Below are 12292 nucleotides of genomic sequence, written 5' to 3'. Positions count from 1 at the left end.
GTTCACCCCTACGCCCGCTCCCACGTCGCCGGCACCATCGCCGGTGCGCGGTGGGGGAATGAGGTGGATGGGTGGATGCGCTGCTCCCTGGCGTGACCGGTTTGTGGGTGCTGGTGGCCGCTGTTGGATGCGCTGTCGGGCTGGCTGTGCTTGTCCGGCTGCGGGACGGGCGGTTCCGGGTGGTCCGTCCGGGCCCGTCGGCACCGGCGGCGCCGGTCGTACCTGACGGGGCCGTGGCGGATGCCATCGCGACCGCCGCGGCCCAGCCGGTCGGCGGCGACGTGAGCGGCGGCGGCGACGTGAGCGACGGGGAGAACAACGACGGGGAGAACAAGGTGACGGACGGCGACGAAGCTCCGGCCGCCCCACACGGCCCGGCCCGTCCGGAGGATGCAGGCCCGGAGGATGCAGGCCCGGACGGGATCCGCCCGGACGAGGCGGGTTCGCTGGCCGCGGTGGACGCCGAACTCGTCGCGCTCGGGGTGGCCCCCGGGGCGCGGGCCACGTTGGTGCAGTTCTCCACCGCTTTCTGCGCGCCCTGCCGGGCGACCAGGCGGATCCTCGCGGACGTCGCGAGCGGCGTACCGGGCGTGCGGCATGTGGAGGTCGACGCGGAATCCCACCTCGAGCTGGTCCGGCGGCTGCGGATTCGGCGTACGCCGACCGTCCTCGTCCTTGACGCGCGGGCTCGCGAGGTCTGCCGGGCCAGCGGCGCCCCACCGGGGCGGGCGGCCGTTCTGGCGGCGCTGGAACTGGCGGTCGGTGAGCCGCGCGGGCGGGATCCGGCCGCGGCAGCGGACAATACCATGATCGATGTGTCCGACCGGCCTGATTGGCCGTCGGATCGATAACACATCCCTCATGTTCACTGCTACGGTCAGGGGGTTATGTTCTCCACTGAGCTCGTCCGGCGCCGCACGGTCGATCTGTGCCGTGTACGTAGCTCGCTGTGTCCATTTTCCTGATCTGTGCGTTGATGCCGTCCGCCGTCGGCGGACTCGCCTGTCAGGAGATGAGCTCGTGGTCGACCCAAGAGGTCCCAGGTTCAGTGCGGCGGTCACCAGCGCTGTCCTCGCGGTCGTGTTGCTGACCGCGAATGGCTGGTTGCTCCTCGCGCAGACCGTGGTATTTCTGACAGGTGCGCTGATCGGTGTCCGTCGTGCTCCGTACGGGGTGCTGTACCGCACGCTGGTCCAGCCTCGGCTGGGGCCACCCGCCGAGCTGGAGGACGAGCGGCCACCGCGTTTCGCGCAGGCGGTCGGGGCGGTGTTCGGCGTGCTGGGCACGGCCGGTTTTCTTGCCGACGTCGCCGCGTTGGGGTACGTGGCCACGGCGTTCGCGTTCGTCGCGGCGTTCCTGAATGCCTCGATCGGCTTCTGCCTCGGTTGCCAGATATATCTCGCCATACGTTCTGTGAAAGGAGCGCAAGCATGAGTCGCGCCAACGCGCTTGTCGATGCCGCCTGGGTCGACGCACATCTGAGTGATCCCAAGGTTGTCCTGGTCGAGGTCGACGAGGATGTCTCCGCATATGACAAGGGGCACATCCGCGGCGCGGTCCGGCTCGACTGGAAGTCGGAGCTGCAGGACCCGGTCATCCGCGACTTCGTCAACAAGGAGCAGTTCGAGAAGCTGCTGTCCGGCAAGGGCATCGCGAACGACGACACCGTCGTTCTCTACGGTGGCAACAACAACTGGTTCGCCGCCTACGCCTACTGGTATTTCAAGCTGTACGGGCACGGCGAGGTCCGGCTGCTCGACGGCGGCCGGAAGAAGTGGGAGCTCGACAGCCGCGAGCTGACCGAGGAGCTCCCGGACCGGCCGGCGGCCCAGTACGTCGCCAAGGACGCCCGCACCGACATCCGGGCCTTCCGGGACGAGGTCGTCGCCGCGATCGGCACGAGGAACCTGGTCGATGTCCGGTCGCCCGACGAGTTCGCCGGCCGGCTGCTCGCCCCGGCCCACCTTCCCCAGGAGCAGTCGCAGCGCGCCGGGCACATCCCCACCGCGAGGAACATCCCCTGGGCGAAGACCGCGAACGAGGACGGCACCTTCAAGTCGAACGAGGAACTGACCGCCCTGTACGCGCAGGCCGGGGTGGACCTGGGCAAGGACACCATCGCCTACTGCCGCATCGGCGAGCGCTCGGCCCACACCTGGTTCGCTCTCCACGAGCTGCTGGACCTGCCGAACGTCAAGAACTACGACGGGTCCTGGACCGAGTACGGTTCACTGGTCGGCGTCCCGATCGAGAAGGACGCCTGAGACCATGTGTGGCGCGCCCCGTGGCGGACCCTCGCTGGAAGGAATTGACGTGGCAAAGGAAACTGTCATCCAGGGCGTCGTACTGAAGGATGGTTCACCGGTCGCTTCGGGTTATGCCCGGCTGCTCGACGAGAGCGGCGACTTCACCGCGGAGGTTCCGCTGTCGGCGACCGGGCAGTTCCGTTTCTTCGCCCGGCCCGGCTCGTGGACCGTCCGGGCGCTCGTCCCGGGCGCGTCCGGCGAGCGGAAGGTCGTCGCCCGCCAGGGTGAGCCCGTCGACGCCGAGATCGAGGTCGCGGCCTAGGGAACCGGGGAATTCCACAGGGCGGGGCCTGGGGCCTCGCTGGTTTCCCGACCCGTCCCGGATGGGCCTTTTCGGGATCCGGAGAAATTCCGGACCTCCTGAAAAGGCCCATCTCCGTGTGCTGCGGACGGTGTTCCGGTACGGGGGTGGATTCGCGACGCTCAGGAACCGCCGGCCCGGGGCGTGGGAACGCCGTGGCACACGGGTACGGCCCGGGTGGGTACGGCGAACGACATCGGGCCGACGGTGTAGTTGCGCAGGTCGTTGTCGACCGCGAACAGCGCGGCGGAGCTCCGGTCCGGAAATGGTGCGACGACACGCCGGACCGTCCGCTGCGCGGTACCGTCGAACTGGACAACTGCGTACAGGACCTCGGATTCGTGCATCACACAACCACCAAACCGCATCCTCCCGGCGCCGTGAAGGAGCCGTGTCGTGTGCCGTGCGTGGTCCGCTGCCGCGAGAGCGGTTGCGGAGCTTGCGTACGGCGCCACGCACGGTCCTGCCGACCGGCTACTCACAGTCCCGCGGACGCCCGCGGAGCGCGGGACGTACCGGACGGCCGTCAGTAGACGAGAGCCCGCGCCCCGTCGGCGAGCACCTCGGAGACGAAGACCGCCGCGCCGGCGATGCGTATCCCGGGGAGCACGTCGTCGGGGCCGATGGACCGCCGCGCCGCGCACTGCGTGCACAGGGTCACGCGTCCGCCGGCCAGGACGGCGTCCAGCAGCCCGGTCAGTGGGGCCGACTCGGGCAGCGCGAACTCGGCGGCACGCCCGGGCAGGGCGAACCAGGCCGACTCGCCGGTGAGCCACAGGGAGACGTCCGCGCCGCTGGCGAGCCCGACCGCGGCGACCGTGAACGCCTGTGAGCACCGTTCCGGCGCGTCCGCGCCCGCGGTGGCCTTGATGACCAGTGAGGCTGTCATGGCTGTCAGTCTGTACCGGATGGTCCGTACCGGTTGGCCCGGCCCGTACCGGTGGCCCGGCCCGGCCCGTGCCGTGCCGGGCGGCTGCCGTGGTGGGACGCGGCCGCCCGGACAGGCCCGGCGCGCACCGCCGCGGGGCCCGCCCGCCGGTACCGGAAGGCCCCGCTCCGCGGGGCCAGGCGGCTTGGCCGATGTCACACAGCCACCGCCAGCGGGGCGGGAAGGGTGCGCTCACGGCTAAACTGGTCCCGTGCTGGAAATATTTTTCACCGCTTTGTTGATCTTTGTAGCGGTGCTCATCGGGTGGTTCTCCGTGTACGCGGTGTACAAGCTGTACTCGGGTCAGCGTTGAGCGTCCCGGTCGTGCCCGTACCCATGTCCGTACCCGGGCACGCCGTCGGCGGGTGGACGTGACCGTGCGGCCCGGGCCGGTGATCGACCTGCACCCGAGCCTGCTGCCGATCGCCTTCCTGCTGGGCACCTGGCGGGGCGAGGGCGTCGGCGGCTACGAGGGGATGGACGCCTTCCGCTACGGCCAGGAGATCGTCTTTTTCAGCACCGGGCGTCCCGCCCTGTCCTACACGTCCCACACCTGGTGGGTCGGTGAGCCCCGGGACGGGCGCAGCGAGGGCAGCCCGCTGGCGACCGAGACCGGTTTCTGGCGGGTGCAGCCCGCGGAGGGCGACGGGCCGCCCACCGTGGAGGTCATGCTCGCCCATCCCTTCGGGATCAGCGAGATCTACGTCGGGGACGTCGCCGGGACGCGGGTGGAGCTGCGTTCCAACGTTGTGATCAGGACGGCCACCGCGCGCCGGGTGGACCGCTCCCAGCGGCTGTACGGCTTCGTCGAAGGTGATCTTGCCTACGCCATCGACATGGCGGCCGAGGGCAAACCGTTGCAGTCGCACCTGTCCGCCCGGCTCCAGCGGGCACCGGCCGCTGGCTGACTGCCGCCTGCACGGCCCGTTCGGCCCGTTCGGCGCGTCCGAGCGGTGCGAACTCGGGCTGGCCGGCCCGGCCGGGCCAGGTGGCCGAGCCGGCCGCGCGTTCGGGCCGGGCCGTCGGATGCCGGCCAGGTCAGGCGCGCATCCGGGAGGCCTCCTCGGCGGCGACCCGGGCGCGCCAGGCCTTCTCCCGCGCGATGGCGCCGGCGAACCCGAGAGCGACCGCCGGATCGAAGTTCTCGTCCGAATAGGTGCGGGTGCACCCGAGCAGCCGGTCGATCTCGTCGGCGGTGACCGCCGTGAGCGGAAGCTGGCCGGTCAGGTAGACGTCGCCGGCGAGATCCACCGAGAAGTGCACGCCGTAGGTCCTCGCGTTGCGCCCGAGCAGGAACGCGTACGTGCCCGCCTCGTTCTCGGCGGGCCGGCGCATGAAGAACGCCTCGATGAGCAGCGTGTGGTCCCCCACCACCAGCCAGGTCATCGTCCGCAGCCGGTGCTCGCCCTCCAGGGTGACGAGGAACGAGTCCTCGGTCACCCGTTCGTAGGGCAGGCCCAGCTCCGCCAGGGCGTCGTCGATCAGGCGGCCGAGGCGTGCCCGTTCGGCACTGTCGACAGGTACTGACACCGGTTCCCACCTCCACCATGATCCTCATCTGGATCGCTGCCGTGGCCACCGGAGACTTTCCAGGCCGCAGCCGGCCGCAGCCGGCCGCGCGGCGTCAGGCCGTTGCCGGGACGGTAACCGGTGTCGCAGCGTTACGGTAACCGGTGAGAACGCCGCGTGCCGTCACGGACCAGCCGAACTCCCCTGCCCGCCCGACCGCCCCGGCGGCCAGGCGCCGGCGCCGGCGTGGCTGGCCGACCACCTGGGCCAGGGCGTCGGCATAGGCGGCCGGGTCGCGTTCCGCCACCAGGATGCCGGAGACGTCGTGCTGGACCGCCGTCCGCAGCCCGCCGACCGCGGCCGCGACGACCGGCGTCCCACAGGCCTGGGCCTCCAGCGCGACCAGGCCGAAACTCTCGCTGTGGCTGGGCACCACGGCCACGCTCGCGGCCCGGTACCAGTCGGCGAGCTCCGGCTGCGGCACCGGGGGCTGCAACCGGACGATGTCGGAGATGCCGAGCTCGGCCGCGAGTTTCACGAGCGAGTCCGGACGGTCCAGGCCGGATCCGCTGGGACCGCCGACCACCGCGACGACCAGGCGGTCACGCAGCGCCGGTTCACGCGCCAGCAGGTGCGCGGTGGCGCGCAGCAGCATGTCGGGCGCCTTCAGCGGCTGGATACGCCCCACGAACAGCAGCAGCAGCGCGTCTGGCGGGACACCGACACGGCCGCGTGCCGCCGCCATGTCCCCGGGGCGGAACACCTCCAGGTCGACGCCGGGCGCCACCACGTCGACCAGCTCGGGGGCGGCGCCGTAGAGATCGACCAGGTGGCGCCGCTCGTCCTCGGTGGACGCGATCAGCAGGTTCGAGCGGTCGACGACGTCCTGCTCGCCGGCGATGCGGTGCGGTGGGTCAGGGCGGTCGCCGTCGGCGAGCGCGCCGTTCTTCACCTTCGCCAGCGTGTGGGCGGTGTGTACCAGCGGGACGGCCCACCTGCTCGCGACCGCGAGCCCGGCCTGGCCGGAAAGCCAGTAGTGCGAGTGGATGACGTCGAACCAGCCGGGCTCGTGCGCGGCCTCGACCCGCAGCACGGCCGCGGTGAAGGCGCACAGCCAGGCGGGCATGTCCTCCCTGCCGACGTCCTCGAACGGCCCGGCGGCGACATGACGTACCGTGACCCCCGGCGTGAGGGTGACCTTCGGCGGCATCCTGCTGCTGGTGGCGCGGGTGAAGATCTCCACTTCGGTGCCGAGCAGGGCCAGCTGCCGGGACAGCTCCACCACGTACACGTTCATGCCGCCGGCGTCGCCGGTACCCGGCTGCTCCAGCGGTGACGTGTGCATCGACAGCATGGCGACCCGACGAGGGAAGCCCGACCGGACCCGACGCACCAACCACCTCCACACCATCCGGACTCACCGACCATCGGACAGCCCGGTCCTGCGAACAACCGATCCAGGGGCCGCATGCCCGGCATCAGCCGCCCCGGGCGTGGCCGTCCGGCGCCGGACGGCCGCATCCACGGCTGCCTCTCAACAACGACAGGCAACCGAGGTTGCGGCCCGTAACCGGATACCGCCATCAGGTTCGCCGGCCCTGTCCTGCCGGCATCCGCCGTCGCGGTCCGTCATGGGCTCTCTTCTGACGGACACCCGGACTCATCCTGCCAGCGGCGCGGCGAACCGGCGATTGGGTGACAGGTGAGATTCACCGGTTTTTTCCGCATCCGGCTCCGGATGCCCGCGACAGGGGCGGCCGAGCCGGTTCTGCGATCGTGGACGCGTGTCAGGTACCTCCCCCACCGGCCGCCGCGAGCCGCGGCTGGCCGCGGGCCGCGCCAGAGCGCTGGGGCTCGCCACCCGTGGGACGACCGCTCCCAACCGCCTGCGCCGGGTCGACCGCTGGATCGTCGGGACACAGGCGGCCCGGTTACGTGCCACCGCCGGCCCGCTTGTCGTCGATCTCGGGTACGGCTCGTCGCCGGTCACCACGGTGGAGCTCTACCAGCGGCTGCGGCCCCTGCGGCCCGACGTCCGGGTCGTCGGGCTGGAGATCGACCGGGAGCGGGTCGCCGCGGCGGCCCCGGCCGCGCGCCCACCGGGGCTGGTTTTCGCCCGTGGCGGCTTCGAGTTCGCCGGGCTGCGCCCGGTGCTGGTCCGCGCGATGAACGTGCTGCGCCAGTACGAGGAGGCGGCGGTCGCCCCGGCCTGGGCGGCGATGCTCGAGCGCATCGCACCCGGCGGCCTGCTGGTCGAGGGCACCTGCGACGAGATCGGCCGGCGTGCCTGCTGGTTCGCTGCCGAGCGCCCGGCAGGGACGCCGATGCCGTCGGCGCCCGCCACAGCGCCCGCCGCAGCATCCGGGCCGCCCGCCAGGCGCGGACGGCCCACGGCAGCCGGCCCGCTCACGGGCCCCGGGCCGCCCGCCGGGACGCCGTGGCCGTGGCCGTGGCCGTGGCGCCAGGGCAGCACGCTCACCCTGGCCGCGCACCTGCCGAGCCTCGCGCGTCCGTCCGAGCTGGCCGAACGGCTGCCCAAGTCGTTGATCGCCCACAACGTCCCCGGCGAGGACGTGCACGCGCTGCTGGCCGCGTTCGACGACGCCTGGCGGCGCAGCGCGCCGCGGGCCGTGTTCGGGCCGCGGCAGCGCTGGACAGCCGCGGTCGAGTCCCTGCGGGCGGACGGCTGGCCCGTACGGGGCAGCCGTCCGCGATGGCGGCTGGGCGAGGTCACCTTTGCCTGGCCGCCGGTACGGACGGACGCGGACGCTGCCACCGCCGGCACCGCGGGCACCGCCCCTGGCGGCAGCGACGGACCCGGTGGGTGAGCGGTGGACGGGTGAACGGTGGAGCGGCCCGCCGCTCAGGCGCCCGGCCGCCGGGACGGAGCGATCTTGTCGAGGACAGTGAGGTCGTCGGCGCGAGGCTGCCACTCGCCGGCCGCGACGTTCGCCCGGACCTGCTCCGCCGTCGTCGCCCCGGCGATCACGGAGGCTACCGCGGGCTGCGCGGCCAGGCCGCCGATCGCCACGTCCAGCAGCGAGCGGCCGCGTTCCCGGGCGAAGGTCTCCAGGGCCTCGACCTGGTCGAAGACCTCGTCGGTGAGCTCGTCCTGGCGGCCGGCCAGCCGGGTGCCGGGCGGGGGCTGCTCGTCCCGGAAGTACTTGCCGGTGAGGATGCCGCTCGCGAGCGGGAAGTACGGCAGAATGCCGATGCCGTACTTCTGCGCGGCCGGGACAAGTTCGGCCTCGATGCTCCGCTCCAGCAGGTTGTAGTGGTTCTGGGCCGAGATGAAGCGGGTCGTGCCGGAGGCGCGCGCGGTCCACTCGGCGTCGGCGACCTGCCAGGCCGCGAGGTTCGACGAACCCACGTAGCGGACCTTGCCCTCGCGCACTATCTCGTCGAGAGCGGCCAGCGTCTCCTCGACCGGGGTGAACGCGTCCGGGCTGTGCAGCTGGAAAAGATCTATATAGTCGGTCTGCAGCCGGCGCAGCGAGCCTTCCACGGCCTTGCGGATGTACCGGCGCGAGGCGCGGGCGTTGAAGTCGGGCCCGTACACCCCACCCATGTCGTTACCGAACTTGGTGGCGAGGACCACTTCGTCGCGCCGGGTCCGCAGGATATGGCCGAGCAGGGTCTCCGAACCACCCTTGTTGCCATATGTGTCCGCCGTGTCGAACAGGGTGATGCCGTTGTCGAGCGCGGCCGTGACGACGGCCCGGGTGCCCTCGAGGTCGACCCGTGAGCCGAAGTTGTTGCAGCCGAGGCCGACGACGGATACCAGTAGGCCGGAAGATCCCAGTGGGCGATATCTCATATCGTCAGTACAACACGACATACCATGAACCCCGGGCGTCAGGTACCGGGATTCGCCGCCCGTCATGATCACAGGACCGGGCCGGTGGCGTCTGGTTGTTTTTTTCGAGTGGTGGCGCAGTTGCCGTCGTGAGGCGGTCGAATGGCCGGGGCACGACCGGCCATTCGACCGTTCGCCTGTCCGGCCATTCGGCCGGTCGGGCTACTTGGACTTCGCGCTCTCGGAGCCGCTGTTCTCCTTGGCGCTGTCCGAGGACTTCGTCGTCTTCGTCGCCTTCGGCGCCTGGTCGGCCGAGGAGCGCACGGCCTTGGCCCGGTTGACCACGTTACGGGTCCGGGTCACGGCATCCTCGGTCGTCGGGCTCTGGCGGATGCGGGTAACGCGCTTCTCGCCGCGGTCGGCGAAGTTGCTGTAGAGCGTGCTCGCACGTCCCTGAAGGTCGGAAAGCTGGGCACTCACCGACGAGGGCAGGGAGGTGACAGCGGTCTGCACGTTGCCGGGGAGCCGCTGGGCCTGGGTGGAGAGGTCGTTGACCCGGCTGGAAAGCTTCTTGATCTCGCCGACGTAGACGGTGGGGATGCTCCGGATCTTCTCCACCGCGGCGTCCGCGGCACCCACATAGGCGTACAGGGGCTTGCGGACCTCCGACAGCGGGATCTTGACGTCGGCCGAGGCCTCGACGGTGTCGCCCGACTTGTCGGCGCTGGTTCGGATGGTGGCCATTGCTACCTCCAGTGTCGTGACTGTGACGTGGTCGCTGGATACTGTTCTGTTGTTACTTCGTTGATGACGAGGTGTCATCCGGCGGGTTGTGGGCGGTGGCCCCGTTGCTGGCAGCGGTGGTCCGGGTGGAGCGGCCGGTCTTCGCAGCGGCATCCCCGCTGGTCTTGCCGGTATCGCCGGTGGCCGCTGCCGTGCGTGGCCGTCGGGCCGCCGTTGTCCGCTTCGGGGCGGTGTCGGAGGTGCCGGGCGCGCGCGGGGCGGGGGTGGCCGCCGCCCGGGTGGCCCCGGTGGCCCGGCGGGTGGTGCCGGCCGGCTTCGTCTCGGCGGCCGTGCCCTCGGCGACCGAGGTCTCGGCGACCGGCGCGGAGCCGGCGGGCCCGGTGGACGTGGTGGGCCCGGTGGACGCAGCGGTGGATGCGGTGGACGCGGAGCCGGTAAGGGCCGCCGCGGGCGTGGCGGTGGATATGCCCCGCCGCAGGCTGTCCGGCAGAGCCGGGCGGCCGGTCAGCCCGTATACGGCGTTCTCCTTCCGGAACGCGTCGTAGATCTCGGCAATGACCTGCTTCTGCCGTTCGGTGAGCGTCGAGTCGGCGAGGACCGCCGCGGTCACATCGCTGTCCGACGCCCGTTCGTCGAGAATGCCGGCCTGCACGTACAGCACTTCCGCGGAGATCCGGAGCGCCTTGGCGATCTGTTGCAGAATCTCGGCGGACGGCTTGCGCAGGCCGCGTTCGATCTGGCTCAGATAGGGATTGCTGACGCCGGCCTGCCGGGCGAGCTGACGTACCGAGATATGTGCAGCCTTGCGCTGGTCCCGGATGAAGTCTCCGAGATCGCGTACGTTCAGGGGCGGCACGTTCAGTGTCGGCCTCCTTTCGTCTGAGGTATGCGCCGGCGCGCCGGGTGGACCATGCCCGCCGGGCGGACTTCACCGGGCGAACCATGCGTACGGTCACGGGACTCGCCGTGTCGCTGAACCGATGGTTGGCATCGTACGGCCAACTGCTAGCTGTGGCAAGCAGTTGGCAAGCATTCTGGAATGCCCGGGACGCCTCCGCCCGGGCCGGCCCGAGGGTTTCCGTGCCTCCGGCGCGCACAGGTGGGCCCACGCGGGGATTTGATGTTTATTCACGGTATTAACGATGTTGCGGATGCGCTAAGCACAATGAGTACTGTGAGTATTCACACTTGTCTCAGGGGTTGCGAACGATCGCATGTGGCCACACTGAGATCGCAATAAGTAACAAACATTTTACTTTTGGTTGCGCATCGGCGAGCTGTCGATCGGTCAGCCGTCGATCAGCCGCCGGGCGATGGCGGTCAGCCGGCTACCGGCCGGTCTCGCCGGCCCAGTCCTTCCCGCTGGTCAGCGAGTCGCGTGTGCTAGCCACTCGCGTTGTGTTGCTAGCGCCGACTCGGTCTCGGCCACCTCGTCCGCGCGCCCGTGGGCCCGGGCACGCTCCAGCCGCGCCTCCAGTTTGGCGACCGACTCCCGCAGCGTCGTCACGAACGGGGACTCGGCAGCCTCCCGCCGGCGCCACTGGGCATCGGACACGGACCGGACGCGGTCACCGGCGGCGGACAGCCGTCGCTCGAGGTCGCCGACGGCGTCCCGGGGCACCTTCCCGATGATGTCCCACTGTTCCTCGATCTGCCGCAGCCTGCGCAGCGCCTGGTCGGGCCGGGCGAGGTCGAGCGCGGCGGCCTCGGCGAGCAGCTGCTCCTTGGCGGCCTGGTTCACCCGCAGATGCGCGTCCCGCTCGGCGTTGGCGGCGTTGCGCCGGGCGAAGAAGGCGTCCTGCGCGGCACGGAAACGCGCCCACAGCTCGTCCTCGATGTCCCTGGGTGCCCGCCCGGCCGACTTCCACTGGTTCATCAGCGCCCGGTAGTGGGCGCCGGTGGCCGACCATTCGGTGGAGTCGACGAGTGCCTCGGCCTCGGCCACGATTGCTTCCTTGCGCTGTCTGGACTGGGCCCGCTGCTGGTCGAGCGCGGCGAAGTGAGCGGTCCGGCGCTGGTTGAACTCCTCGCGCGCGGCGGTGGCCCGCTTCCACAGGTCGGCGTCGGTACGGCGGTCCACCCCCGTGACCGCCCGGAACTCGACGGCGATCGAACGGAACCGTTCCCCGGCGGTCTTCCAGTCGGAGCTGCGCGCGAGGCGTTCGCTCTCGGCGACGAGCGCTTCCTTCGCCTCCACCGCGGCGGCGGCCCGCTGGGCGCGTTCGGCCTCGCGCCGCGCGCCACGCTCGCCGGCCGCTTCCAGCACCGACCCCAGGCGTGCGGTGAGCGCGTCCAGGTCACCGACCACCGCCGCGGTGTCGAGGGAGGCCAGCAGCCGCCGCGCGCTCGCGACGAGCCCCGTCGGGTCGGCGCTGGGGACGGCCAGCCGCTGCTCCAGCAGCGCGGCCTCGGCGGCCAGATCGTCATAGCGCCGGGCGAAGTGCGCAAGGCCCTCCGCCGGGGAGCCCGCCCGCCAGGAGCCGACTGGGCGCTCACCCGTGGTTGTGCGTACGTACACGGTGCCGTCGTCGCCGACACGCCCCCATTCGGAGCTGTTGCGCTCGCTCATCGTGGTCCCGAAGATCGGCGTCAGGTCAGCTGCCATTCTTACAGGCATCGCGCGGATGGGGCACATCCTGCTGGCCGTTGGCAGGCCGGGGAGACGCCGTCGGCCGTCGGGCGTCGTCCCGGTGGGGGGAGCCGCGTCG

At 71.2% G+C, this 12292-nt stretch carries 14 protein-coding genes; 6 read left to right on the top strand and 8 right to left on the bottom strand.

The features are described from left to right. Positions 1 to 71: 71 nt before the first annotated feature. The 4 genes from AC5LUJ_RS19655 (at position 72) to AC5LUJ_RS19640 (ending at position 2568) form a co-directional block, all read left to right on the top strand. Positions 72 to 851, top strand: a complete 780-nt coding sequence (locus AC5LUJ_RS19655) for a thioredoxin family protein (protein WP_250286443.1) — start codon at positions 72 to 74, stop codon at positions 849 to 851. Between the two features lie 169 nt (positions 852 to 1020). Next, positions 1021 to 1434, top strand: a complete 414-nt coding sequence (locus tag AC5LUJ_RS19650; RefSeq protein WP_250286445.1) for a DUF4395 domain-containing protein — start codon at positions 1021 to 1023, stop codon at positions 1432 to 1434. Then, positions 1431 to 2264 (top strand): sulfurtransferase, encoded by an 834-nt coding sequence (locus AC5LUJ_RS19645; RefSeq protein WP_250286447.1) that lies wholly within the window; start codon positions 1431 to 1433, stop codon positions 2262 to 2264. The genes AC5LUJ_RS19650 and AC5LUJ_RS19645 overlap by 4 nt, the downstream gene beginning before the upstream one ends. A gap of 4 nt (positions 2265 to 2268) precedes the next feature. Then, positions 2269 to 2568, top strand: coding sequence for a DUF1416 domain-containing protein (locus AC5LUJ_RS19640; protein WP_445548558.1), 300 nt, complete (start codon positions 2269 to 2271; stop codon positions 2566 to 2568). A gap of 161 nt (positions 2569 to 2729) precedes the next feature. Here AC5LUJ_RS19640 and AC5LUJ_RS19635 read toward each other — a convergent pair whose 3' ends face one another. Continuing rightward, complete coding sequence (locus AC5LUJ_RS19635) at positions 2730 to 2954, bottom strand: hypothetical protein (protein ID WP_250286453.1); 225 nt, start codon at positions 2952 to 2954, stop codon at positions 2730 to 2732. A gap of 179 nt (positions 2955 to 3133) precedes the next feature. Continuing rightward, a complete protein-coding gene (locus AC5LUJ_RS19630; RefSeq protein ID WP_250286450.1) occupies positions 3134 to 3496 on the bottom strand; it encodes a DsrE family protein in 363 nt (120 codons plus the stop codon). A gap of 404 nt (positions 3497 to 3900) precedes the next feature. Here AC5LUJ_RS19630 and AC5LUJ_RS19625 point away from each other — a divergent pair, with 404 nt between their 5' ends. Continuing rightward, positions 3901 to 4443 carry a heme-binding beta-barrel domain-containing protein gene (locus AC5LUJ_RS19625; protein ID WP_493465473.1) on the top strand — a complete coding sequence of 181 codons (543 nt, stop codon included), beginning with the start codon at positions 3901 to 3903 and terminating at the stop codon, positions 4441 to 4443. Between the two features lie 130 nt (positions 4444 to 4573). Here the strand turns inward: AC5LUJ_RS19625 and AC5LUJ_RS19620 are convergent, their stop codons facing one another. Together AC5LUJ_RS19620 and mshA are read right to left on the bottom strand one after the other, a co-directional pair. Continuing rightward, the gene (locus AC5LUJ_RS19620) at positions 4574 to 5065 is read right to left on the bottom strand and encodes a type III secretion system chaperone family protein (protein WP_250286451.1); all 492 of its coding nucleotides are present in this window, start codon (positions 5063 to 5065) and stop codon (positions 4574 to 4576) included. 94 nt (positions 5066 to 5159) lie between these two features. Beyond that, complete coding sequence (gene mshA / locus AC5LUJ_RS19615; protein WP_250292606.1) at positions 5160 to 6455, bottom strand: D-inositol-3-phosphate glycosyltransferase; 1296 nt, start codon at positions 6453 to 6455, stop codon at positions 5160 to 5162. A 373-nt stretch (positions 6456 to 6828) separates the two neighbouring features. On the opposite strand from mshA, the gene AC5LUJ_RS19610 reads away from it, so the two are divergent. Beyond that, a complete protein-coding gene (locus AC5LUJ_RS19610; RefSeq protein WP_493465472.1) occupies positions 6829 to 7872 on the top strand; it encodes a class I SAM-dependent methyltransferase in 1044 nt (347 codons plus the stop codon). Between the two features lie 35 nt (positions 7873 to 7907). On the opposite strand, the gene AC5LUJ_RS19605 is transcribed toward AC5LUJ_RS19610, so the two are convergent. The 4 genes from AC5LUJ_RS19605 to AC5LUJ_RS19590 form a co-directional block, all read right to left on the bottom strand. Further along, positions 7908 to 8861 carry an aldo/keto reductase gene (locus AC5LUJ_RS19605; protein ID WP_250281956.1) on the bottom strand — a complete coding sequence of 318 codons (954 nt, stop codon included), beginning with the start codon at positions 8859 to 8861 and terminating at the stop codon, positions 7908 to 7910. Between the two features lie 201 nt (positions 8862 to 9062). Then, positions 9063 to 9584 (bottom strand): hypothetical protein, encoded by a 522-nt coding sequence (locus tag AC5LUJ_RS19600; RefSeq protein ID WP_250281957.1) that lies wholly within the window; start codon positions 9582 to 9584, stop codon positions 9063 to 9065. A 52-nt stretch (positions 9585 to 9636) separates the two neighbouring features. Next, positions 9637 to 10440 (bottom strand): helix-turn-helix domain-containing protein, encoded by an 804-nt coding sequence (locus tag AC5LUJ_RS19595; RefSeq protein WP_493465471.1) that lies wholly within the window; start codon positions 10438 to 10440, stop codon positions 9637 to 9639. Between the two features lie 510 nt (positions 10441 to 10950). Beyond that, entirely contained in the window at positions 10951 to 12189 is a 1239-nt protein-coding gene (locus AC5LUJ_RS19590) for a DUF349 domain-containing protein (protein ID WP_250281959.1), read from the bottom strand. Positions 12190 to 12292 lie beyond the last annotated feature (103 nt).

This window comes from Protofrankia sp. CiP1_Cm_nod3, assembly GCF_982290655.1.
Note: the sequence above shows the minus strand (reverse complement) of the source record. Positions and strands in the feature narration are given on the sequence as shown.